Raw genomic sequence first — 24,191 nt, forward strand, 5'->3', positions numbered from 1 at the left:
CCTTGCCCCAGTCCTGGCATACGACACCGTCCTGATCGCCAATCGCGGCGCGATTGCCACGCGCATCATCCGCACGCTGCGTCGCATGGGCTTGCGTTCGGTCGCGGTCTATTCGGAAGCCGACAAGGATTCGCTGCACGTATCGCAGGCCGACGAAGCCGTCTGCATCGGCGAGGCGCGCGCCAGCGAAAGCTATCTCAATATCGCCGCCATCCTCGCGGCGGCAAAGCAGACCGGGGCCGGGGCCATTCACCCAGGCTACGGCTTCCTTGCCGAGAACGTCGACTTTGCTGAAGCTTGCGCCGCGGCGGGCATCGTCTTCATCGGCCCTACGCCCGAAAACATCCGCACCTTCGGCCTTAAGCACAGCGCACGTGCCCTTGCCGCCGCACATGGTGTGCCGCTTGCGCCGGGCACTGACCTGCTGACCGACGAGGAAGAAGCCGTAAGCGCTGCCGCCGAAATCGGCTATCCGGTCATGCTCAAGGCAACTGCCGGCGGCGGCGGCATCGGCATGCGCGTTTGCGAAACCGAAGCCGACGTGCGCGAAGGCTTTTCTGCCGTCGCGCGCCAGGGCCTTGGCAACTTTGGCGACGCCGGCGTCTTCCTAGAGCGCTACATCCGCCGCGCGCGCCACATCGAGGTGCAGATCTTCGGCGATGGCAATGGCCGCATCGTTGCGCTGGGAGAGCGCGATTGCTCGCTCCAGCGCCGCAACCAGAAGGTTGTCGAGGAAGCCCCTGCCCCGCTCCTCCCCGCCGCCGTTCGCGCCGATCTGATCGCCGCCGCGATCCGCCTCGGGCAAGCCGCCAGCTACCTCTCGGCGGGCACGGTGGAGTTCCTCTACGATGCCGAACGCGAGGAGTTCTTCTTCCTCGAGATGAACACGCGCCTGCAGGTCGAACATGGCGTGACCGAAGAGGTCATGGGCCTCGACCTCGTCGAATGGATGATCCGGGGCGGCGCTGGCGATTTCGGCTTCCTCGACAGCGAACCGCCTCGCCCTTCGGGCCATTCGGTGCAGGTGCGGCTCTATGCCGAAGACCCCGCTCTCGACTATCGCCCGACCTCGGGCACGCTGACCGCCGTGGAATTCCCGGCGGACATCCGCGCCGAAACCTGGTGCATGGCCGGCAGCACGGTCAGCTCGTGGTACGATCCGATGCTCGCCAAGCTGATCGTCCACGCCCCCACGCGTGATCTCGCCGTACAGGCAATGCAGCGCGCGCTCGATGCCTCGCGCGTTGATGGCATCGAGACCAACTTGCGCTGGTTGCGCGAAGTCGTCCGCTCCAACGCCTTCGTTAGCGGTGAAGTCTCGACCCGCGCCTTGGCCGATGTCGAATACCACCCGCGCAGCTTCCAGGTAATCAGCGGCGGCACCGCCACCACCGTGCAGGACTGGCCCGGCCGCCAGCATCTCTGGTCGGTCGGCGTGCCCCCTTCGGGTCCGATGGACGATCAGTCTTTCCGCATCGGCAACCGGTTGCTTGGCAATCCCGAAGGCACGGCGGGCATTGAGGTCACTATCACTGGCCCCACCCTGTCGTTCAATGCTGCCGCCCGTATCTGCCTGATGGGTGCCGATTTCGGCGCCACGCTCGATGGCGAACCCGTGACGCGCGGCGAAGCCATTGCGGTGAAGGCCGGCCAGACGCTCGCCCTCGGCCGCGCCACTGGCGGCGGCATGCGCGGCTATATCCTGTTTGCCGGCGGGCTCGACATCGCGCCTTACCTTGAAAGCCGCAGCACGTTCGAACTCGGCCAGTTCGGCGGGCACGCCGCCCGCCGCCTGCTCGCTGGCGATACCCTGCATCTGGGCGACGAGCCGGGCGAACACCCGCTGATTTCCGCTCGTGTGCCCGAGCTTTCGACCGAATGGACCCTTCGCGTCCTGTACGGCCCTCACGGCGCACCCGATTTCTTCACCGATAGGGACATCGAGACGCTCGTCTCGTCCGAATGGCAGGTCCATTACAACAGCAACCGCACCGGCGTTCGCCTGATCGGCCCCAAGCCACAATGGGCGCGCAAGGACGGTGGCGAAGCGGGGCTGCACCCATCCAACATCCACGATAATCCCTATGCCATCGGCGCGGTCGACTTCACCGGCGACATGCCGATCATCCTCGGCCCCGATGGCCCCTCGCTGGGTGGCTTCGTCTGTCCCTTCGTGGTCATTGCTGCCGACCGCTGGAAGATCGGCCAGCTCACCCCCGGCGACAAGCTGCGCTTCGTCCCCGTCAACGCCCACGACGCTGCCACCGCCGACCAGCAGCAGCGCCAGCTTCTTAGCAATGGCACGCGTCTCAATCCCGGCGCAGCCCGCCCGATCGAAGCGCTTTCGCCTATCCTTCACGTGATCGAGGAGCGGGCCGACTGCCCCCGCACCGTCTATCGCCAGCAGGGTGATCGCAACATCCTCGTCGAATACGGGCCCATCGTGCTCGACATCGAACTGCGCATCCGCGTGCAGGCACTGCTGACCGAGCTTGAGCGCATGGCCCTGCCCGGCGTGATCGACATCGTCCCCGGCATCCGCTCGCTTCAGTTCCACTTCGATGGCGTGCAGCTGACGCAGGCCGATGCTCTGGCCACGCTGATTGCCGCGGAAGAACGCCTCGGAGATCTCGAGGACTTTGCCATCCCCTCGCGCATCGTCCACTTGCCACTGAGCTGGCGGGATCCTGCTATCCTCGAAACCATCGAAAAATACATCGGCGCCGTGCGCGACGATGCGCCGTGGTGTCCCGACAACATCGAATTCATCCGCCGCATCAACGGATTGCCCGATGCCGCTGCGGTCGAGAACCTGATCTTCGAGGCCAACTATCTCGTCCTCGGCCTGGGTGACGTCTACCTCGGCGCGCCGGTGGCAACCCCGGTCGATCCGCGGCATCGTCTCGTCACCACCAAGTACAACCCGGCCCGCACCTGGACGCCGCCCAACATCGTCGGCATCGGCGGGGCCTACATGTGCATCTATGGCATGGAAGGCCCCGGCGGCTACCAGCTGTTCGGGCGCACAATCCAGGTGTGGAACACCCACCGCCAGACCGATGCCTTCATCGAAGGCAAGCCGTGGCTGCTGCGCTTCTTCGACCAGATCCGCTTCTATCCGGTATCAGCCGAAGAGCTGGCCGAATGGCGTCGCGATTTCCCCACCGGCCGCCGCTCGATCCGCATCGAACCGTCCGAATTCCGCCTGTCCGACTACCGCAAGTTCCTTGCCGACAACGCCGCCGACATCGCCACTTTCGAGGCAACTCGGCAGGCCGCTTTCGACGAGGAACGCGCTGAATGGCAACGCCGGGGCGAGTTTGACCGGACCGACCTCGTCGAGGCAGACGCGGCCCCCACTGGCGCAGTCGAAGTGCCAGAAGGCGCCGACCTCGTCGAAGCGCCGTTTGGCGGCAGCGTGTGGAAGATGCTCGTCTCTGTCGGCGATACCGTCGAGGCGGGCGAGACCATCGCGATCATCGAGGCGATGAAGATGGAATGCCGCGTCGAAAGCCCAGGCTCGGGCACTGTCACTGCGCTTTACGCGCAGGAACGGCAAGCCGTGCAGCCCGGTGCCCCGATGCTGGCGCTGACGAGGCACAAATGACCACACCCGACATCAGAAGCGCCAGTAGCGTCGCGGCAGCCGTCGCATCGGGTCAGACCAGCGCCGTAGCCATTGCGGAAGACGTCATCGCGCGCCTCGCCGCCTATGATTGCATACAACCGCAGATCTGGATCAGCCGCGCCAGGCCAGACGAACTCCTTGCAGGCGCCCGCGCCATCGACGCCCGCGTGGCAGCGGGCGAAGACCTGCCGCTTGCTGGCGTACCCTTTGCGGTCAAGGACAACATCGACGTTGCCGGCTTCCAGACGACCGCCGCCTGCCCCGCCTTCGCCTATCAGCCGGAGGCGACAGCAACCACGGTCGGCCGCCTGCTCGCAGCCGGCGCACTGTGCGTCGGAAAGACCAATCTCGATCAGTTTGCCACGGGCCTCAATGGCACGCGCAGCCCCTATGGCGCTCCGCGCAACGCCTACAACCTCGCCTATGTCAGCGGTGGCTCCAGTTCTGGTTCGGCCAGCGCCGTTGCCGCCGGCCTCGTCAGCTTCGCGCTTGGCACCGATACCGCCGGTTCGGGCCGCGTGCCCGCCGCCTTCCAGCACCTGATCGGCTTCAAGCCGACCAAGGGCCGCTGGAGCAACACCGGCCTTGTCCCTGCCTGCCGCACGATCGACTGCATCACCGTCTTCGCCAACGATACTGCAGACGCACGGCTGGTCGATGGCATAGTCGCCGGGTTCGACGCCGCCGATGCCTACTCGAAACCGCTGGCAGACAAGCCCCGCGCCCGCAAGGTCATCGGCGTGCCTCGCCGCAACCAGCGTGCCTTCTTCGGCGATGCCGAAGCTGAATACTTCTACGACAAGGCGCTGGAAACGCTGGCAAGAACGGCCACGATCGTCGAGATCGACTATGCCCCGCTGCAGGAAGCCGCCATGCTGCTTTACGGCGGGCCCTGGGTGGCCGAACGCACCGCCGCGCTGGCCGGTCTGCTGGCGACGGACCCCGATGCGCTTGACCCCACGGTGTGCGAAGTCGTCTCGCCGGGCTTGAACATCGGCGCAGTCGATCTTTTCAACGGCATCTACCGCATGGCCGAACTCAAGCGCCACGCCGACCTCATGTGGGAAGGCATCGACCTTCTCGCCTTTCCCACCACCGGCACCACCTATCGCGTCTCGGAACTGAAGGCCTCGCCCGTCGCCCTCAACAGCGCGCTTGGGTACTACACCAACTTCGTCAACCTGCTCGACATGGCCGCAATTGCCGTTCCTGCGGGCACGCGAACCAACGGCACGGGCTTTGGCATCACGCTGATCGGCCCCGCCGATACCGACCACGCCTTGCTCGAAGCCGCCGATGCCTGGCTCGAACAGGCCCGGCTACCACCCCCACCCCCGCTCGATCTGGAGGGCAAGATGCAGACCGTGAAACTCGCCGTTGTCGGCGCCCATCTCAAGGACATGCCGCTGCACTGGCAGCTTACTTCGCGCAATGCGACCTTCGTAGGCGCGTTTGAAACTGCCCCCAGTTACCGTCTCTATGCGATGGCCGAAAGCGTTCCGCCCAAGCCCGCGCTGGTGCACTCCGAACAAGGTGCGGCCATCGCCGTCGAGGTCTATGAGATGGGCGTTGCCGAATTCGGCAGCTTTGTCGTCGAAGTCCCTCCTCCGCTCGCCATCGGCACGGTTACCCTGGCAGACGGCACCAGCGTCAAGGGCTTCGTCTCCGAACCGCGCGCGCTTTCCGGCGCCGAGGACATCACCCACCTTGGCGGCTGGCGCGCCTACATGGCGCAGAAGGTCTGACCCATCCCTGCCCCGAAAGGACGCGCGCAATGCCCCTTCCTGCCAAGCCCCTGATGCTCGCCGCCGCCGCGCTGCTTTCGGCCACGCCCGCCGTCGCAAAGTCTCCGAAGGAGCAGGTCATCGTGGTCCCCGGCTTTGCCGATTTCCTTGCCGTCGATGGCGATACCGTATGGGCCACAAACAAGGGCAAGGTCGAGCGATGGTCCCGCAAGGGCAAGCTGGCCGAAGTCGCCATCGAGCGCCCCTGCGGCTCCATGGCGGTGCTGGCAGGCTCGCTTTGGGTCGCCAATTGCGCCGACGGTACGCTGGTGAAGGTGGACACGAAGTCGGCGAAGGTCGTGGCCAGGATTGCCACAGGTATCGCCAACCAGAAGGAAGGTGAGCTCAACGTCGTGGCAGGCGCCGGCTCGGTCTGGCTCGCCAGCGATCCCAAGGGCGCGGTCGCCCGCGTCGATCCGGCAACCAGCGCCGTGATCGCCACGATCGCGGTTGACCCTGCAACGTCCTACATGGCCTTCGGCATGGGCGCGGCGTGGGCTGTCAGCCAGCAATCAGCCACCATCCAGAAGATCGATCCCGCCACCAACACCGTCACCGCTCGCACTGCGCTGGGCAAGGCGCCAGGCTTCCTTGCCGCCGGTGAAGGCGCGGTCTGGGTGCAGGAACAGGGCGATGGCACGGTGGCCCGCGTCGATCCCGCAAGCGGTGCCGTGACCGGGCGGGCAAAGATCGGCGAGAAGCTGAAATGGGGCGATATCGATACCGGCGGCGGCATGGTCTGGCTGCGCACGACCGAGGACCAGACCTGGGTCGCGATCGATCCGAAGTCTCTCGGGGTCAAGGCACGCACCGGCAAGGCCGATGGCAGCGGTGCGCTGCGCTATACCAGCAAAGGGCTGTGGACCTCGGCCCACGATGTCCACACGCTCACCTTCTGGCCCAAGCCCAAGGTGAAGTAACAGGCGGCCCCGCCCAAGTGGCGGGGCGCATCTTCCAGGATATCAGCGCGCCGAAGCGACCTTGACCGCAGCACCATCGGCACGCGCCATGCGCGCTTCAATCTGCGAGCGGACATCGGCCACTACCGAGGAGCGGCATTCCTGCGCCTTGGCTTCAAGCGCCAGGTGAACGTTGGCAAGACGCTGGCCGCAGACGGCGCGGGCGGCTTCGTCGATGCGGATGGCCAGACGCTCCTGACCATCAGCCGAAGACAGGTCGAGGCCCTTGAGATCAAGAACGGCCTGATCGCGGGCGAAAGGGTTGGCGGAAACGGCGGAGGCCGAAGATGCGATGGCAAGCGCGGCTACGGCCGCGAGAACGGTTTTCATGGCTTCATCTCCTGCGAAGGAACGGACCGCTCTTCGGCGGCTCACGCTCTTCAATAGCCCGAGTTGATGAAACTTTCAATATTGAGCCACAATTTGTAGCTTTATTACTTTGCTGTTGAGTGGGTATTACTTCACCCGCACCACCACCATTGCAAGATCAGTCGGCTGACCAAGCAATCCGATGGGAAGAGGCACCTCGCGCTGCTGCCCTGCCACACCTACTTCGATGCTGCGCGCATAAGGTGCCGACCATTCCCGCACCGTGCGCACCGGCACGCGCGCGTGCCAGGTGCGTCCGCCCTGCACAGAAATTCCATGCCCGTTCAGGGTGATGGCTTCGGCAGCATCGGCGCGCTTGCCTGAAAGCTTGAGGCAGCTCTGTGCGCCGCATTCGACAACGCGGGTGGTGGTCCTGGCCATCACGGGCATCGCACCCACCCCGCCAAGCAAGGCAAGGCAAGCAGCGGCAGAGATGACACGGCGCTTGTTCATTCGATTGCGATCCCTGCCTGTTCGAAATAGCGCCGCACCGGCTCAAGCACATCGGCGTGGCGCTTCCAGCGCGCGACCGAATCAGTGTAGATCGGGCGCCGCACTTGTGCCGCGCTGGGCGTCGAAACCGCTGCGCGATTGGTGTGGAATTTCAGGCACGCCGGATCCCAGCCGAGCCCGCAATGGTCGAGCAGTACCCGGGTCCGCCCTTCCTGATCGGCGATCAGGTCCTCGTAGCCCACTTCCAGCACCTGTCCCGGCAACGCCTTGCGCCACAGCGCCATCAGCCGGTCGAACCGCACATAGTATGCGGCGATGTCGAGCAGATCGTAGCTAAAATCGTAATAGCGCGAGCCCACCGCGAAGAGATTGCGGAAGTTGCTCAGCACCGTGTCCATCGGATTGCGGCGCAGACACACGATCCGCGCATTGGGCAGCGCCTTGGCGATGAACCCGGCGTACTGGAAGTTGCCGGGGAACTTGTCGGTAAAGCGCGAAGCAGTGCCCCGGCGATGATGGACGGCGCGCGCCATGAAATCACGGCCGATCTGGCCAAGATCAGCGCCAGCCGCAGCCAGCACGGTTTCCGGATCGAGCACCGTCGGCGTGCGCGTGCCCGAGGCGTGCTTCACCGCCAGCGGCATTGCCTGCAATTCGCCTGCGCTTTCCACTTCGGAGTGTGAGGACAGGATGCGATCGACCAGTGTCGTGCCAGTGCGCGGCATGCCGATCACGAAGATCGGCGCGTCCTGCGGTGCGTCCACCACTGCGGCATCGCGCATCTTCGGCCAGGCGATTTCTATTGCATCGAACGCGGCCGCATCGCGGGAAAAGTCATACGGCAAGTTTGACCGATGCTCGGCATTGGCGGCGCAAAGCGTGTCCAGCGCCTGGTCGGCCTCGCCGATGTCTTCCAGTTCCTTTGCCAGCGCATACCCCAGCAACAAGCGGTCGCGCCCGCCCCCAGCCCTAGACCGCGCCAGTCCCAACCGTTCGACATGGTTGCGTGAAACGCTGACCTTGCGCAGCGAGGACAGCAGGTGGTGCGCGCGGGCATAGCCCGGTGCCAGCGCGATCAGCGCCTCGAGCGCGTCCTCTGCCTCGTCGACCCGGCCAAGGAAGTTGAGCGTTACGGCCTCGTTGTAGCGGTATTCAGTGTTATCGGGCGCAAGGCGAACGGCCTGGGCGAAATGCGGCAAGGCCGCAGCGTGATCGCCAAGTCGGGCATAGACGCAGCCCATGGTATCGCGGCTCAAGGCATCGGTAGGCAGGGCCTGCTCCGCTGCGCGCAGCACCGTAGCGGCATCGCCATCACGCCGCGCCAGCGAATAGAGCCGCGCCAGTTGCGCGCGATATTCCCCTTGCGGCGCAAGCGCAATCGCCCGCTCTACAAGATCGATCCCGGCCCGGACACGCCCGCCCTGCGCTTCGCCCATGCCCCTCAGGAACAGGGCATGGGCCGCTTCGGCAGGCTGGCCGCGATCAAGGATCATGCGGTCGCCGATCCTCCAGTGCCCTTTGCCTTCCAGCGCTCGATCAGCGGCTGGAACGGGAACAGCGTCTGCTCGCGGATCGAAAGGCGGCGCAAGTCATCCTGCCCGACGATCACGCCTTCGCCTTCCTTGTAGGTTCCGAACATGCGATCCAGCAGGATCAGCGAATTGCCGTAATTGCAGCGCGTGCTCTCGTAATCGGTCGAGTGATGCAGGCTGTGGTGGCGGATGGTGGTGAAGAAGAACGAATACCAGATCGGCGGATCGGCCTTCACGTTGGCATGGGCGAACGTGGAGATGATGCCGGTGCTGGTGAACGCCGCGAACAGGGCGGTATTGTCGAAATCGAACAGCGCGAGCACCGAAAGGCTGATCAGGAACAGTTCGATCGGATTGCCCACGGCGCCCTTGCTGGCGTTGAGCTGGGTGATGTGGTGGTGCGGCGCATGGGTCAGCCAGAACGGTGTCGAATTGTGCATCAGCCGGTGCATCCAGTACTGGCCGAATTCGACGATGAAGATGACCATCAGCACCTGCACCAGCCAGGGCAGTTGGGCGATGCCCGTGGTGCTGATGCCGATGGCCTTCTTCGCCGCCAGCAGCGGATCGTCGACCATCGCGCGTGCCAGCCATGAAATGACCGTGGCGAACAGCACGTTGTAGTAAAGATCGGTCAGGAATTCACGCTTGTTCATGCGCCAGTGGCTGTGCCGTTCGGCAACCATTTCCAGCAGCAGGACCGAAATCGTCACCAGCGCCGATACCACCGGAAGCGTCCAGGCATTGTCGAGGACAGCCTTGGGCGCCCACGCCCAGAAGGCCCATGCCGCGGCCAGCATCGCCGGTGGCACCAGATCGATCAGCCGGGTGGCGCGTTTGGCCGGAAGGACTTCAACTGCTGACATGCGCGACTCCAATATGACGTGGAGTGTGCGCCGCACCGCGTCATCACAGGAGACACAATCTTGCGATGAAAGGCATAGACCACATCTATGACTCTCCGCTTTACATGGTCGAGGCCCTTACGCGCCGGAAGACTTCGTCCCAGAACAGTTGCGTCGCCGTATCTCGCGCCGGTTCGGCCTTTGCCAGCAAATAGATGTCGTAGCTCGGCTCGAAATCGGCGTGCAGCACCGGCCACAGCGTGCCGCGCGCCACTTCTGCCTCGGCCGATAGCACCGGCAGGAAACCGATGCCGACGCCCAGCGAAATCAGCCGCCGCGCCTCGTTGATGTCCTCGGCCAGTCCACTAACCTTGCTGCCCAGGCCAAAGCGCCGGCGCAAGTTCGTGATCAGCTCGATCTCGTCTTCGCCGGTCAGTACGAAGCCTTCATCCTTCAGCTCGTGCAGGCGGCTGACCTTGTAGCCGAAGTACGGGCTGGTCCGTGAGCAATAGAGTTGCTGGCGCTCCACCAGCAGCGGCTCGTAAGTCAGGCTGCCACGCACCGCGCTGTCATAGCCGACGCCGATCTCCACCTCGCCCTGCTCCAGCGCATCGAGCACCTGCCGCCAGGGCGAAACGCGGATTTCGATATGGATCGCCGGGTTGCGACGATGAAAGCTGGCGATCGCTTCGTCGAACTCGGGCGAGACCAGCCCAGAGACAATCTGGATGCGCACGAAGCCTTCGACGCGCTTGGTCGCCTGCGCAATCTGGTGCGGCACCATGCGCGCCGCCTCCAGCATGTCCTCGCAGAGCGCAAGGATCGCCTTGCCCGCGGCCGTCAGTTCAACGCCCGTGGCAGTGCGCAAGAGCAGCGTCGCGCCAACATGGTCTTCCAGCCGCTTCAACGCAGCCGATATGCTCGGCTGCTGGCGATTGAGCGTGCGTGCCGCCGCGCCAATTCCCCCTGCACGTACGATGTCCACGAAAGTGCGCATCAGGTTCCAGTCCACCCTGCTGGCGAACTTGCGGTCGATGATCGGGCTGGCGTCGTCACTCATAGATCAGATCGATGTAGTTCATTCAAATCGCGTGTCTAGCGTTATGACCTGCGCATTCTATCCCGGCGACATGACCGAAATGCTTCCCCTCCCGGTGGTCGACCTTAGTGCGCTCGACAGTCCCGAACTGGCCGATCGCCTGGACGTGGCCCGGCAGCTTGACCGCGCCTGCGCTGATGCCGGCTTCCTCTACCTCACCGGCAGTCAGATTGATCACGCCGCCTATCGCCGCCTGCTCGCGCGCGCAGAGGCCTATTTCGCGCAGGATCTGGACGCCAAGATGGCGCACTACATCGGCCTTTCGCAGAACCACAGCGGCTACGTGCCGGTGGGCGAGGAACAGTTCGCGACATCGGCGCCCGACCTCAAGGAAGCGTTCGACTGCAATCTCGATTACCGGAGCGAACGGGGCCGCCGTTCGCTGCTCGGCCCCAACCTCTGGCCCGACATGCCGGGCTTTCGCGAGGATGTGCTGGCCTATTATGCCAATATCACCGGCATCGGCCGAAAGTTGTTCCGCGCCTTCGCGCTGGCGCTGGGCTTGCCGGAAGAGCATTTCGCCCCTGTCACCCGGCATCCGCCCAGCCAGCTTCGCCTGATCCACTACCCGCATGACGCGGATGCCGAGGACCGCCCCGGCATCGGCAGCCATACCGATTACGAATGCTTCACCCTGCTGCGCGCAACCGCACCGGGCTTGCAGATCGTGGACCGGACCGGCGAGTGGATCGACGTGCCGCTGCTCGACAATGCGCTGGTCATGAACATCGGCGACATGATGGAGATCCTCTCCAATGGCCGCTACGTCGCCACCCGCCATCGCGTGAAGAAGGTGCCGCAGGAGCGCTATTCCTTCGCGCTGTTCCATTCCTGCGACTACGATCACGTCATCGCCCCGGTGATCGATGCGGACGCTCCGCGCTACGCGCCGCTGAAAGGTGGCGAACACCTGTTCAACCAGACCGCGCAGACCTTCGCCTATCTCAAGCGCCGCGTGGAAAAAGGCGAGCTGGTGCTGAACGATGCCGCACCGCTTGATTCCTTCGGCCGCCAGGTCACCCCGGCGTGACGCTTGATGAATTGCTGCTCGCGCTGGCGCCCGCCGGAGTGCATGACCTTGCTTTCCCGTCCGCGCTGCTCGGCGCATTCCGGCGCAAGTCGATCACCTTCTGCAATGGGCTGACCGACGAAACCACGCAGGTCTACTGGTTCCAGTCCGCCAGCTTCACCATCGACCTGCGCCTGCCAGACGGCGCCGCAACCCCGCTGGCCGAGAGGCAGGGCTGGATCGGGGATACGCATTGGGACGCGCAAGGCGGCGAACTGTCATGGACGGTCGGGCACAGCTACCAGCGGCACAACCTCTGGCCTGAACCTGCGCGACTGGCCTTCATCGGCAACAGCGTGATCGAGTTTGCCCCATCGGGCGCCTACGTCGAGGACTGGCGGCAACTGGCCATTCGCGGCCCGCTGCTTGGCTTGCGACTCATTGCCATCGCCAATGCCGGGACCGGTGAGGAACATCGCGCAGACGGCGGCCTGATCGTCGCGGGCGATCACATGGCGTTCGTCCTTTCGCGGCCGCCGCATCTTCGGGACGAATGGGAAAGCTTTGAAACCTCGCTCGCCATCGCTGGCCGGACCGTCACGCACAGCACCCAGAGCGCGCGCTATGGCGAGGCCATCGTGCCTGACAGCTTCGACCTCGCGCCTGATGGTTCGGTCCGGCTCACCTGCAAGGCCCACGGTACAGACTGGCACCTGCGCCTGAACGTGGATGCCTTCGTGCCGGACCACGTGTTCAGCAACAGCTCGCCCGCGACGCCCGAAGCCCACGCCTGGCTGGAGCGCGAAAGCGCCCACCTCGCCCGCAATGCCGCGCGCGTGATCTAGCCGGGCAACCCGCCGGTCTGCCGCAGCGCCTCACCCAGCGCCAGAGCGCTGGCAATGGCGAGGTTGAGCGAGCGCACCTGTGGCCGGATCGCGATGCGTACGCGCGCCTCGCAAGCCTGCGCGACCTCTGCCGACACGCCCGCGCTTTCTTTGCCGAACAGCAGCACATCGTTCGGCTCGAAGCGGAAATCATGGACATATTGCTCGGCCTTGGTGGTGAACAGCACCACCCGCGCCGGCGTGATTGCCTGCTTGAAGGCTGAAAAACCGGCATGGCGCGTCACGTTTACATGGTCGATATAGTCCATCGCCGCACGCCGCACCCGCTTGTCGTCCCATACGAACCCCATCGGCTCGATGAGGTCCACATCGACGCCCATGCAGGCACCCAGTCGCAGGATCGCGCCGACGTTTCCGGCAATCTCGGGTTCGTACAAGGCAATGCGCATCGCCACAGCAGGCTGTTCTCCAGTCATGTTTGCGCTGCCATGCCCCAGCCTGCGCCCTGACAAAATACCGGCCAGCCAAAAAAATCGGCCACCCAAAAATCGGCAGGAACGGACAAGCCTCATGCGCGGCGCCTGTTCAACCTCATTGGTCGATGCGGGCACATTCATCATCGCAGGCCGTTCCGTGCATGTCGTTGCTGCCATCGCGCATTCTGCCGGATCGGAGTTCTTGCTTGGTCAATTCGCTTTCTGCCTCCGCCGGGGCCATCACTCCGGCATCGGCCCTGACCGACTCCTACTTCGTGATCATCTTCGCCCTGGGCGCGATGATCCTGCTGACGGCGTGGGCACCGATCATCATCAAGCGCCTGCCTCTTTCGCTGCCGATCATCTGCGTAGCGGTGGGGGCCACGATGTTCTCCGTCGCGCCCTTCTCGCACTGGGGACCGCATCCCGAAAACTCGCCAAAGCTGGTCGAGCGGGCAGCCGAACTCATCGTGATCGTTTCGCTGATGGGGGCGGGGCTGAAGATCGAGCGAGCCATGGCCTGGCGGAGCTGGTACGTGACATGGCGGTTGCTTGGCATCGCCATGCCGCTGACGATCGGGCTTGTCATCGTTCTCGGACAGCAGTTGCTTGGCCTGGGGCTGGCCACAGCCCTGCTGCTCGCAGGCTCGCTCGCCCCGACCGACCCTGTCCTGGCCGGGGACGTCCAGATCAAGCATGATGAGGACGAGGAAGAGGCCGAAGCAAAGTTCGCGCTGACCAGCGAGGCTGGCCTGAACGACGCCCTTGCCTTTCCATTCATCCACCTCGCCATCGCCATCTCTGCCGCCGGGGGCATCACGCAGGCAGTGATCACCGACTGGCTGCTCAAGGACGTATTGTGGAAGCTGGGCGCGGGCCTTGGCGTGGGAGTGGTCCTTGGATGGCTGGTCGGCGCGATCATCTATCACCTTCCGTCGGACACGCGGCTGTCCAGAACCGGCGACGGGTTCATCGCGCTGGGCGCGACGCTGGTCGTCTATACCCTGACCGAGTTCGCCCCTGGATACGGGTTCCTTGCCGTCTTCGTTGCCGGCCTGATGATCAGGCGCGCAGCCAAGGGGCACGATTTCAACAAGAAGCTGCATGACTTCGCCGATGAACTTGAGCGTTTGCTGATGATGCTGCTGCTGCTCCTGTTCGGAGGGATGCTTGCATCGGGCCTCCTTGCCGATATCGGCTGGGAAGAAGTGCTGTTTGCCGCCGTGATGCTGCTGGTAATCCGCCCGCTGGCCGGTGGGATAAGCCTCTTGGGCGTCAAGAGACCGCGGCTGGAACTGGCGATCATCTCGTTTTTCGGCATTCGCGGCCTGGGTTCGGTCTATTACCTCAGCTACGGCTTCAACCACGGCGCCTTCCAGTCGGAATACAACCTGTGGGGCACGCTGGGCCTGATAATATCGGCGTCCATCCTGATGCACGGCATTCTGGTCACGCCAGCGATGGAACGCCTGCGCCAGACGTACCGCGCGAACGGCCTTCCCCACAGCGGGGACGACGTGGCGCCTGCCGGCCCAGAGGAACGCGCTTGAGCTGAAACGGTAGCGCCCTGGCCCGGATCGCGTGCGCTCCCCGGGTCCAGGTCCGCCTTATTCCACCGTGACCGACTTGGCCAGGTTACGCGGCTGATCCACGTCAGTACCCTTGGCGACGGCGACGTGATAGGCCAGCAACTGCACCGGCACGGCATAGACCAGTGGTGCGATCAGCGGGTGAACCTTGGGCATCTCGATCGTGGCCAGGCACCCCTCGCCCGCTTCGGCAATGCCTTCTGCGTCCGATATGAGCACGACCTTGCCGCCGCGCGCCCGCACTTCCTGCATGTTGCTGACGGTCTTCTCAAACAGCGGCCCCGATGGCGCCAGCACGATCACCGGCACTGCCTCGTCGATCAGCGCGATGGGGCCATGCTTCATCTCGCCAGAGGCATAGCCCTCGGCATGGATGTAGCTGATTTCCTTGAGCTTCAGCGCCCCTTCCAGCGCCAGCGGATAGTCCGGCCCGCGCCCCAGATAGAGCACGTCGCGCGCCGGTGCGATAAGGTGCGCCATGCCTGCGATTTCCTCGTCATGGGCAAGCGCCGCATTGAGGCAGGCCGGCGTCTCGACGAGCTGCTCGACGATCTCGGCCTCTTCCTCGCGCGTCAGGCGACCGCGCTTGACAGCAAGGTGCGCAGCCAGCGCCGCCAGCACCGCAAGCTGGCAAGTAAAAGCCTTGGTCGAGGCAACGCCGATTTCCGGCCCGGCATGGGTCGGCAGCAGCAGGTCCGCCTCGCGCGCCATCGAACTCGTCGGCACGTTGACGACGACGGCTATGGTCTGACCCGCCGCCTTGCAGTGCCTGAGCGCCGCCAGCGTGTCCGCCGTCTCGCCGCTCTGCGAGATGAACAGGGCAAGGCCGCCCGGTTCGAGCACCGGATCACGATAGCGGAACTCGCTCGCCACATCGATGTCGACGGGCAGGCGCGCGAACTGCTCGAACCAGTACTTGGCGACCATGCCGGCGTAGAAGCTCGTGCCGCAGGCAACGATGGTCACCCGGTTGATGCTGGCAAGGTCAAAGTCGATCTGCGGCAGCGCCACGGTCTGCTCGACCCGGCGCAGGTAGGAGCGCAGCGTCTGCGCCACCACCACCGGCTGCTCGAAGATCTCCTTCTGCATGAAGTGGCGATAGTTGCCCTTCTCGATCGCCGCCGCCGTCGCGCCCGAAGCGACGATGGCCCGCTCGACCGCGTTGTTCTCGGCATCGAAGATCTGCGCGCCATCGCGGGTGATCACCACCCAGTCGCCCTCTTCGAGATAGGTGATGCGCTGGGTCAGCGGGGCGAGCGCGAGCGCGTCCGATCCCAGATAGGTCTCGCCATCGCCATAGCCCACCACCAGCGGCGAACCCAGCCGCGCGCCGATCAGCATGTCGTCGTGCGCGCGGAAGGCGATGGCCAGCGCGAAGGCACCGCGCAACTGCGGCAGCACGGCCCTCACCGCGTCCTGTGGGCTGGCGCCGCCCTCGACCTGCTCCGAAACCATGTGCGCCACAACTTCGGTGTCGGTCTCGCTCTCGAACTTGCGCCCGCGCGAGATCAGGGCGTCGCGCAGGCCCTTGAAGTTCTCGATGATGCCGTTGTGGACCAGCGCCACTTCACCAGTGGCATGGGGGTGCGCATTGCTCGTCGTCGGCGCGCCATGGGTGGCCCAGCGGGTGTGGGCGATGCCGATCAGCCCCGAAGCGGGATTGCGCGCCAGTTCCAGAACCAGGTTGTTGAGCTTGCCCTCGGCACGACGCCGGACGAGCTGCCCTCCCTCGACCGTGCAGATGCCGGCCGAATCATAACCGCGATATTCCATCCGCCGCAGGCCATCGACCAGCCGGTCCGCCACCTGTTCCTTGCCGACGATTCCGATAATTCCGCACATGCAGCGATAGGCTTTCGCAATAGAGTTACGTCGCGTGGACGCCCGGCACGCTAGCCGCGCAATCCTTGGCATTTGGTGTAGCAACGCCGCAGACCGCCGTCACTGCCTCCGCCACCGTATTGGACCGGTCGTCCTCTACTTCCCCATTCCAAAAGATTAAATCCCCGACATGAACCCCTGCTCTGCATGGAACGCAAACCCGCTTCCGCCGGTTGCCTCGTGGAACACCATTGCAGGAGCCAGCCGCATGAGCATTTTCAGCAAGATCATGGACGCCATCTCATGGAAGGGCACGCGCCCGACCCAGACTGGCCAGACCCCCAAGCCCGCGCCTGCCCAGGCCGCGCCCGCGCCCACGCAGCAAGCACCGACGCCTGCCGCCCCTGCCCCCGCACCGGCTCCTGCCAAACAGTTCGATGTCGAAGCCAACCTCGCCGAGATGGCGCAAGGCAAGGACCTCAACTGGCGCACCTCGATCGTCGACCTGATGAAGCTCCTCGACATCGATTCAAGCCTCGCCAATCGCAAGGAACTCGCACAGGAACTCGGCTATACCGGCGCGCTCGACGGCTCGGCCGAAATGAACATCTGGCTGCACAAGGCAACCATGCGCAAGCTGGCGGAAAACGGCGGCAAGGTGCCGGCTTCTATGCTGGATTGATCGCATCGGGCGGCGGGTATCCGCCGCCTTATCATCCACAGTTTGACAAACAGCGGCAAGTAATCGACCAGTAAATCTTCGACCCGGACTTGGAAGAGGATGATTAATGCGCCTGACTATGACCCTTGCGGCGCTAGCCTCGCTTTCGTCTGCGATTCCCGCGCGTGCCGAGCCGATAACTACAGAAACTGCCCGCGCGGCGGTGGAAAAAGCTATCGATGAACTAAAGACGCACAACCCCGCAGGCGTTCTTCCGTTGGTCGAGCCAGTCGTGGCTTCTTTGCAAGACCAACAAAGCGAAAAGCCTGCCCTGTGCGCTACCGGCCTGACGCAAGCGATCCTGCTTTCGACAATGCAAGATGCTTTGTTGAAGAAGCAGGCGAAGGAAAGGCCAAATGACAAACCGCAGTCCGCAACTGTAATCGATAATGCATTTTGCATTGCCCCGTTTCTCAAGGGATTCGCGTTGATCGATCTGCAGCGCTGGGACGAGGCTGAACCTATGCTGCGCCTCGCCAGCGAATCTGCCCCGCTCGATGCCCAATTTCGCAACGAATACGCCGAATGGTTCAAGGCGATGAAGCAGTGGCAAAAGGCACATGATGTCTTTGCGGAGGCTTACGACCTTTGCGAGTGGGAAAGTGACGAGGACGTAAAGAAATCAAATCAGGCCCGCGCTCTGCGTGGCATGGGCTTCGTCGAGATCGAAATGGGCGATCTCGACAAGGCCGAAAAGAGCTTCAAGAAATCGCCAAAGATCGTCCCCGATCATGCAGGCGCAAAAAGCGAACTGCAGTATATCGCAGACTTGCGAAAGAAGGGGACAAGCTGAGGGAAACCTACCCCCGCTTTTCCGCCTTCTTCTTCTTCATCGCATCGTGAAAGCGGTCAGCCCAGCCCGGCTTGACCAGTTGCTCTGCCCGCACCATGCGCAGCTCGCCGTCGGCCACGTCGCGTGAAACTGCGCTGCCGGCCGCCACGATCGCGTCCGCGCCGATCTTCACCGGCGCGATCAGCGCCGAGTTCGAGCCGACGAAGGCGCGCTCGCCGATCGTGGTCTTGTACTTGAAGTAGCCGTCGTAGTTGCAGGTGATCGTGCCGGCGCCGATGTTGGCCTCGGCTCCCACTTCGGCATCGCCAAGGTAGGTCAGATGGCTGGCCTTGGCGCCGCGGTGCATTACCGTGTTCTTGACCTCGACGAAGTTGCCGACCTTGACGTCCTCCTCCAGCTTCGCGCCGGGGCGCAGGCGGGCGTAGGGACCGATGTGCACGCCGGGTGAAAGCTTTGCGCCTTCCAGATGGCAGAAGGCATGGATCGTCACGCCGTCAGCCACGCTCACGCCGGGACCGAAGAACACGTTGGGCTCCACGGTCACGTCGCGGCCCAGCACCGTGTCCCAGGCGAACCACACCGTCTCGGGCGCGATCAGCGTGGCGCCATCGGCCATGGCCTGCGCCCGCCGGCGCTGCTGCCAGCGGCCTTCGGCTTCGGCCAGTTCGGCGCGGGAGTTGATTCCGGCCACTTCGTCGGCGTCGTCGGTGACGACCACCGCACAGGTACGCCCATCGGCAATCGCGATGTTGACCACGTCGGGCAGATAGTATTCCCCCTGCGCGTTGTCATTTCCGACGCGGGCAAGCAGGCCGAACAGATCGGCGCTGCGCACCGCCATCAGGCCTGAATTGCAGACGCGGCACGCGCGCTCGGCCTCGGTCGCGTCCTTGTGCTCAACCATCTTCACGATGCGGCCGTCCTCGGCGATGACGCGTCCGTATTGCAGGGTATCGGCCGGTTCAAAGCCCAGCACCACCGCTGCCGGAGCATCAGCTTCGTGCAGCCGCGCAATCATCGCCTGCATTGTCTGCGCGCGAACGAAGGGCACGTCGCCATAAAGGATCAGCACATCACCGTCGAACCCTGCCAGCGCGCCCTCGGCCTGCTGCACGGCGTGCGCCGTCCCAAGCTGGGGATCCTGCACCGCAATCGTCGCGTCGCCACCCAGCGCCTTCTCCAGTTGCTCGCGCCCGTGCCCTGCTACCACCACCTGCCGCGCAGGCGAAAGCCCGGCTGCACTTGCCATAAGGTGCTTCACCATCGGCCTGCCCGCGATGGGGTGGAGCACCTTGTGCAGGTCGCTCTTCATGCGGGTGCCCTTGCCCGCGGCAAGAACGATAACGGCGAGTGGCGAAACGGTCTGGTCAGTCATGGGCGCACCCTTGCCAGACAAACCTTGCGCTTTCCAGAACAGGACGGCACTTGACCGCACCATGGCGGATTTTCCTTACGACATTGTCGGATTCGATCTCGACGGCACCCTGCTCGATACCAGCCGCGATCTTGGCGTTGCGCTGAACCACGCGCTTTCGCTGGCAGGGCACCCGCCGGTTCCGCTTGATGAAACCAAGCGCCACATCGGCGGTGGCGCAGCGCAGATGCTGCGCTCGGCCCTGACCGAATCCGGCGGGGTCGACGAAGCCGCCTTCCCCGGCCTGCAGGCCAGCCTGATCGAATTCTACGGCCAGAACATCGCCGATCACACCGAACTGTTTGCCGGTGGCGCGGCCATGATGGACGCCCTCGACGAACGCGGCGTGAAGATCGCCATCGCGACCAACAAGGCGGAAGCTCTCGCGGTAAAGCTGTTCGAGGAACTTGGCCTGCTCCACCGTTTCGCCTGCGTGATCGGCGGCGACACGCTTGGCCGTCATCGCGCCAAGCCGAAGCCGGACATGCTGCACGAAATGGTCGCCCGCTGCGGCGGTGGGCGCGCGGCGTTCGTCGGCGATACCACCTTCGATGTCGGAGCTGCCAAGGCGGCACAAATGCCGGTCGTCGCCGTGCGCTTCGGCTTCAACGATCTGCCCGCCGACGATCTGGGCGCAGACGCCGTGATCGATCATTACGACGAGCTCGTGCCGACGCTCGAACGCCTCGCCAGCCTGGCGCATAGCGTCTAGGCTCGTGACCATGACCGCCCCCCTTGCCCTGACCATCGGCGATCCGGCCGGCGTCGGCCCCGAACTTGCCGCCGCTGCCTGGGCCTTGAGCGATGCCGAAGCCCTGCCGCCATTTTTCGTCGTCGGCTCGGCACGCGTGGTTGAGGAAGCGGCCCGGAGGCGCGGCATCACGGTGCCCGTCTGCACGGTAAAGGCACCCGATGAAGTGGCAGACTGTTTCGCAGGCGCCCTGCCCGTGCTCGATCTTGCCGATCTTGCCTATGCACCGGGCGAGCCGGACGATGGCGGCGCAAGCCTTGCCCTCAATGCCCTCGCTGCTGCCACGGGCCTTGTCCGCTCGGGCGCCGCGTCAAGCCTCGTGACCGGCCCGATCGCCAAGAGCCGGCTCGCCCGGATTGGCTTCGATCATCCGGGACAGACCGAATTCGTGGCCCAGGCCTGCGGAATCTCTCCCGAAAACGCGGTGATGATGCTGGCAGGGCCAAGCCTCAAGGTCGTGCCGATCACGGTGCACGTATCGCTGCGATCGGTGCCCGATCTTCTCACGGCGGAGCTGATCCGCAACCGCTCTGCGATCACCGCTGCCGCGCTTGCCCGCGATTTCGGCATCGCCAGGCCCCGCCTCGCCGTCGCCGGGCTCAATCCCCATGCCGGGGAAGATGGCCGGATGGGTACCGAGGACGCTGAAATCGTCGCCCCCGCAGTGGCCGCACTTCGCGAAGCCGGGATCGAAGCCGTCGGCCCCTTGCCGCCCGACACGATGTTCCATGCCCAAGCGCGCGAAGGCTATGACGTGGCGATCTGCATGTATCACGATCAGGCGCTGATCCCGATGAAGGCGCTCGATTTCGATGCCGGTGTCAACGTCACGCTGGGCCTGCCGATCATCCGCACTTCGCCCGATCACGGCACCGCTTTCGGCATAGCCGGGACGGGTACGGCTCGCGTCGGCCCCACCATTGCCGCGCTGCGCATGGCCGGTGAGTGCGCGGCGCGGAGGGCTTCGGCATGACCGACCTTCCTGCGCCCCCGCTGCCGCCCTTGCGCGATGTCATCAATCGCCACGGCCTCTTTGCTACCAAGGCACTGGGGCAGAACTTCCTGTTCGATGAACAGTTGCTCGATCGCATTGCCCGCGTTCCGGGCAAGCTGAAGGGAGAGAACGTCCTCGAGGTCGGCCCCGGCCCCGGCGGGTTGACCCGCGCCCTGCTGCGCGCCGGCGCCAATGTCACCGCGATCGAGATGGACAAGCGCTGCTTGCCTGCGCTCGCCGAACTGTCGGATGCCTTCCCCGGCCAGCTTACCGTGATCGGCGGCGATGCCACCAAGATCGATCCGGCCACGCTGTTCGACGGGCCGTGGCACGTTGCGGCGAACCTGCCCTACAACGTCGGCACGCAGCTCTTCACTGGCTGGCTTTCCGGGCAGAAATGGCCGCCGCAGTGGAAGTCGCTCACGCTGATGTTCCAGCTCGAGGTGGCCGAGCGCATCGTCGCCCAGCCTGGCACAGATGCCTACGGCCGCCTCGCCGTGCTGGCGCAGTGGCGCTCGGCCCCGCGCATCGCGATGAAGGTCCACCGCAGCGCCTTCACCCCGCCACCCAAGGTGATGTCGGCGATCATCCATGTCGAACCCGGCACGATGCCCGAGGGCGTCTCCGCGCGGATGCTCGAACGTGTAACCGAAGCCGCCTTCGGCCAGCGCCGCAAGATGCTGCGCCAGTCGCTGAAGGGTCTGCCCGGCGCGCTCGATGCCCTGGAAGCGCTTGGCATCGATCCGCAACGCCGCGCCGAAACGCTGAGCGTGGACGAATTCGTGTCCATTGCGCGCGTGCTGACGAAGTAGCGAGACGGGGGGTTCACCCCGCGCGTCCGACCCGCTAGGCTGGTTGCAGATGCAACAGCTTTCGACAACAGAACGCAGCCTGATCGAGGGGATCGATGCCGCCGCCATGCTCGCGCAGGTCGAGCAGTGGTGCGCGATCAACACCGGCACCGGGAACCTCGCGGGTCTGGCCGCGCAATGGTCCCTTCTTGCCGATGCCTTCGCCGCCCTGCCCGGCGAAGTGCGCAAGATCGATCCCGCGCCAGTAACGGCCATCGCGGCGGACGGGCGCGAGCTTGAAACCGTCAACGGCGCGCACCTGGTCCTGTCGGTCCGGCCGCAGGCACCGCGCCGCTACCTTCTGACCGGGCACATGGACACGGTGTTCGCGCCGGCCCACCCGTTCCAGAGCCTGCGCTGGCTTGATGCCGAAACGCTCAACGGCCCCGGCGTTGCCGACATGAAGGGCGGCATTGCGGTGATCCTGGCGGCGCTGCAGGCGTTTGAGAGCAGCCCGATGTCCGCAGGCGTCGGTTATGACGTGATGATAAATTCGGACGAGGAAACCGGCAGCCTCTCCTCCGCCCCACTGATCGCGGAACTGGCGCGCGGGAAAGCCGCCGCGCTGACCTATGAACCCTCGGCCCTGCCCGATGGAACCCTGGCGGGCGAACGGCCGGGCAGCGCGAACTTCAGCGCGGTGATCAAGGGCCGCTCCGCCCACGCCGGGCGCAATCCGCAAGACGGGCGCAACGCGATCATCGCCGCCGCCGACATGGCGCTGAGGCTGAAAGCGCTGGAGCGGCCGGGCCTGTCCATCAACCCGGCCAGGATCGACGGCGGCAGCGCCAACAATGTCGTGCCCGACCTTGCCGTTCTGCGCTTCAACGTGCGCCCGAGATTGCCCGAACTTGCGGCCGACCTACCCCAGACCTTGCAGGACCTGGCCTTGACCCTCGAAAACCTTCACGAGGTCTCGATCCACCTTCACGGTGGCATCTCGCGGCCTCCCAAACCCCTGACACCGCAGGCCGAAGCCCTGTTCGGGCTGGTCCGGGAGTGCGGGGAACTGCTTGGCCAGCCAATACGCTGGCAGGCCTCGGGCGGGGTCTGCGATGGCAACAACATCGCCGCCTGCGGTGTGCCCGTGGTCGATACCATGGGCGTGCGCGGCGGAGCGATCCATTCCGATCAGGAATTCCTGATCGTGCCTTCCCTGGCCGAGCGCGCCGCCTTGTCCGCGCTGGTCCTCCATCGCCTTTCCGGGGGAAATCAATGACTTTCCGTATCCGCGCTGCCCGCGCGAACGATCTCCAACCGCTTTATGAAATGGCCAAGCTCACCGGCGGCGGCTTCACCAACCTCCCCCCCGATCGCAAGGCACTGACGGCAAAGCTGACCCGCGCGGCAGAGGCCTATGGCAACGCCGAGGAAGGCGATCCCAAGAACCCCAAGGACGAACTTTTCGTTCTGGTGCTGGAGGATACGACCACCGGCGAAGTGCGCGGCACAGCGCAGATCTTCACCTCGGTCGGCCGGCAGTGGCCGTTCTATTCCTACCGCATGGCAACGCTGACCCAGCATTCGAAGGAACTCAACCGCACCTTCCGCGCCGAGATGCTCAACCTCGTCACCGACCTTGAAGGGTCGAGCGAAGTGGGCGGGCTGTTCCTGCACCCGTCGGAGCGCGCCGGGGGCCTTGGCATGTTGCTTGCCCGCAGTCGCTACCTTTTCATCGCGATGCACAGGAAGCGCTTTGGCGACAAGATCCTCGCGGAACTGCGCGGCGTGATCGACGAGCGCGGCGGATCGCCCTTCTGGGATGGCGTTGCCGGGCGCTTCTTTGGCATGAGCTTTCAGGAAGCGGACTATTTCAACGCGATCAACGGCCACCAGTTCATCGCCGACCTGATGCCCAAGCACCCGGTCTATATCGCCATGCTGCCCGAAACGGCGCGCTCTGCCATCGGATTGCCCCACCCTTCGGGCCGCGCCGCGATGCGCATGCTCGAAGAAGAAGGCTTTGCCTGCGAAGGCTATGTCGACATCTTCGACGGCGGGCCGACGATGACCGCGCGGACGGACCGGGTGCGCTCGATCTGCGAGGCGAAGGAAGCAACCGTTGCCCACATTCGCGCGCCCGAAGGCAGTGGCAAGGTGACCAATGCCCTTGTCGCCACCGGAAAGCTCGCCGATTACCGCTGCACCTTTGCCGAGATTGCCGCAGGCGACGATGGCCTTACGCTCGACCCCGTGGCTGCCACCGCGATTGGTGTAAGCGTTGGCGACAAGATCTGGTTCGTCGGTCGCTGAGGGAA

At 64.7% G+C, this 24,191-nt stretch carries 21 protein-coding genes; 13 read left to right on the forward strand and 8 right to left on the reverse strand.

Annotated elements, in window-relative coordinates:
* Positions 1-13: 13 nt before the first annotated feature.
* From uca to B9A23_RS07805, 3 genes are read left to right on the forward strand one after another with little or no spacing between them, the layout of a single operon-like run.
* The gene (gene uca / locus B9A23_RS07795) at positions 14-3,607 is read left to right on the forward strand and encodes an urea carboxylase (RefSeq protein ID WP_084278357.1); all 3,594 of its coding nucleotides are present in this window, start codon (positions 14-16) and stop codon (positions 3,605-3,607) included.
* Positions 3,604-5,373, forward strand: coding sequence for an allophanate hydrolase (gene atzF, locus B9A23_RS07800; protein ID WP_084278280.1), 1,770 nt, complete (start codon positions 3,604-3,606; stop codon positions 5,371-5,373). Before uca ends, atzF begins: the two co-directional genes overlap by 4 nt.
* A gap of 29 nt (positions 5,374-5,402) precedes the next feature.
* On the forward strand, positions 5,403-6,332 hold the full coding sequence (locus B9A23_RS07805) for a Vgb family protein (protein WP_084278281.1): 930 nt from the start codon (positions 5,403-5,405) through the stop codon (positions 6,330-6,332).
* Between the two features lie 42 nt (positions 6,333-6,374).
* Here the strand turns inward: B9A23_RS07805 and B9A23_RS07810 are convergent, their stop codons facing one another.
* The 5 genes from B9A23_RS07810 to B9A23_RS07830 form a co-directional block, all read right to left on the reverse strand.
* On the reverse strand, positions 6,375-6,701 hold the full coding sequence (locus B9A23_RS07810; RefSeq protein WP_084278282.1) for a UrcA family protein: 327 nt from the start codon (positions 6,699-6,701) through the stop codon (positions 6,375-6,377).
* 126 nt (positions 6,702-6,827) lie between these two features.
* The gene (locus tag B9A23_RS07815; protein WP_084278283.1) at positions 6,828-7,193 is read right to left on the reverse strand and encodes a hypothetical protein; all 366 of its coding nucleotides are present in this window, start codon (positions 7,191-7,193) and stop codon (positions 6,828-6,830) included.
* Complete coding sequence (locus tag B9A23_RS07820) at positions 7,190-8,686, reverse strand: tetratricopeptide repeat-containing sulfotransferase family protein (protein ID WP_084278284.1); 1,497 nt, start codon at positions 8,684-8,686, stop codon at positions 7,190-7,192. The genes B9A23_RS07815 and B9A23_RS07820 overlap by 4 nt, the downstream gene beginning before the upstream one ends.
* Entirely contained in the window at positions 8,683-9,591 is a 909-nt protein-coding gene (locus tag B9A23_RS07825; RefSeq protein WP_084278285.1) for a sterol desaturase family protein, read from the reverse strand. The genes B9A23_RS07820 and B9A23_RS07825 overlap by 4 nt, the downstream gene beginning before the upstream one ends.
* A gap of 100 nt (positions 9,592-9,691) precedes the next feature.
* Entirely contained in the window at positions 9,692-10,630 is a 939-nt protein-coding gene (locus B9A23_RS07830; RefSeq protein ID WP_084278286.1) for a LysR family transcriptional regulator, read from the reverse strand.
* A gap of 43 nt (positions 10,631-10,673) precedes the next feature.
* On the opposite strand from B9A23_RS07830, the gene B9A23_RS07835 reads away from it, so the two are divergent.
* Entirely contained in the window at positions 10,674-11,699 is a 1,026-nt protein-coding gene (locus B9A23_RS07835; RefSeq protein WP_254895041.1) for an isopenicillin N synthase family dioxygenase, read from the forward strand.
* Positions 11,696-12,523, forward strand: a complete 828-nt coding sequence (locus tag B9A23_RS07840) for a hypothetical protein (protein WP_084278287.1) — start codon at positions 11,696-11,698, stop codon at positions 12,521-12,523. Before B9A23_RS07835 ends, B9A23_RS07840 begins: the two co-directional genes overlap by 4 nt.
* Here the strand turns inward: B9A23_RS07840 and B9A23_RS07845 are convergent.
* Entirely contained in the window at positions 12,520-12,972 is a 453-nt protein-coding gene (locus B9A23_RS07845) for a tRNA (cytidine(34)-2'-O)-methyltransferase (RefSeq protein WP_084278359.1), read from the reverse strand. The two genes, B9A23_RS07840 and B9A23_RS07845, sit on opposite strands and share 4 nt — an antisense overlap.
* Before the next feature lie 233 nt (positions 12,973-13,205).
* Between B9A23_RS07845 and B9A23_RS07850 the strand changes: the two genes are divergently transcribed.
* Positions 13,206-14,549 carry a cation:proton antiporter gene (locus B9A23_RS07850; protein ID WP_254895042.1) on the forward strand — a complete coding sequence of 448 codons (1,344 nt, stop codon included), beginning with the start codon at positions 13,206-13,208 and terminating at the stop codon, positions 14,547-14,549.
* 57 nt (positions 14,550-14,606) lie between these two features.
* Here B9A23_RS07850 and glmS read toward each other — a convergent pair whose 3' ends face one another.
* A complete protein-coding gene (gene glmS / locus B9A23_RS07855) occupies positions 14,607-16,430 on the reverse strand; it encodes a glutamine--fructose-6-phosphate transaminase (isomerizing) (protein WP_084278289.1) in 1,824 nt (607 codons plus the stop codon).
* Between the two features lie 247 nt (positions 16,431-16,677).
* Here glmS and B9A23_RS07860 point away from each other — a divergent pair, with 247 nt between their 5' ends.
* Positions 16,678-17,091, forward strand: a complete 414-nt coding sequence (locus B9A23_RS07860) for a DUF3597 domain-containing protein (protein WP_084278290.1) — start codon at positions 16,678-16,680, stop codon at positions 17,089-17,091.
* Between the two features lie 106 nt (positions 17,092-17,197).
* Positions 17,198-17,923: a tetratricopeptide repeat protein gene (locus tag B9A23_RS07865; protein WP_139797378.1), complete on the forward strand. Its 726-nt coding sequence runs from the start codon at positions 17,198-17,200 to the stop codon at positions 17,921-17,923.
* A 7-nt stretch (positions 17,924-17,930) separates the two neighbouring features.
* Here B9A23_RS07865 and glmU read toward each other — a convergent pair whose 3' ends face one another.
* Positions 17,931-19,298, reverse strand: a complete 1,368-nt coding sequence (gene glmU, locus B9A23_RS07870; RefSeq protein WP_084278360.1) for a bifunctional UDP-N-acetylglucosamine diphosphorylase/glucosamine-1-phosphate N-acetyltransferase GlmU — start codon at positions 19,296-19,298, stop codon at positions 17,931-17,933.
* Positions 19,299-19,359: 61 nt separating this feature from the next.
* Here glmU and B9A23_RS07875 point away from each other — a divergent pair, with 61 nt between their 5' ends.
* From B9A23_RS07875 to B9A23_RS07895, 5 genes are read left to right on the forward strand one after another with little or no spacing between them, the layout of a single operon-like run.
* Positions 19,360-20,049, forward strand: a complete 690-nt coding sequence (locus B9A23_RS07875; protein ID WP_084278292.1) for an HAD family hydrolase — start codon at positions 19,360-19,362, stop codon at positions 20,047-20,049.
* A 10-nt stretch (positions 20,050-20,059) separates the two neighbouring features.
* On the forward strand, positions 20,060-21,061 hold the full coding sequence (gene pdxA, locus B9A23_RS07880) for a 4-hydroxythreonine-4-phosphate dehydrogenase PdxA (protein WP_084278293.1): 1,002 nt from the start codon (positions 20,060-20,062) through the stop codon (positions 21,059-21,061).
* Complete coding sequence (rsmA, locus tag B9A23_RS07885; protein WP_084278361.1) at positions 21,058-21,894, forward strand: 16S rRNA (adenine(1518)-N(6)/adenine(1519)-N(6))-dimethyltransferase RsmA; 837 nt, start codon at positions 21,058-21,060, stop codon at positions 21,892-21,894. The genes pdxA and rsmA overlap by 4 nt, the downstream gene beginning before the upstream one ends.
* A 49-nt stretch (positions 21,895-21,943) precedes the next feature.
* Positions 21,944-23,152 carry a hydrolase gene (locus tag B9A23_RS07890; RefSeq protein ID WP_084278294.1) on the forward strand — a complete coding sequence of 403 codons (1,209 nt, stop codon included), beginning with the start codon at positions 21,944-21,946 and terminating at the stop codon, positions 23,150-23,152.
* Positions 23,149-24,186, forward strand: a complete 1,038-nt coding sequence (locus tag B9A23_RS07895; protein ID WP_084278295.1) for an arginine N-succinyltransferase — start codon at positions 23,149-23,151, stop codon at positions 24,184-24,186. The genes B9A23_RS07890 and B9A23_RS07895 overlap by 4 nt, the downstream gene beginning before the upstream one ends.
* Positions 24,187-24,191 lie beyond the last annotated feature (5 nt).

The sequence above is a fragment of the Novosphingobium sp. B1 genome (genome assembly GCF_900176395.1).
In the GTDB taxonomy this organism is placed as follows: Bacteria; Pseudomonadota; Alphaproteobacteria; order Sphingomonadales; family Sphingomonadaceae; genus Novosphingobium.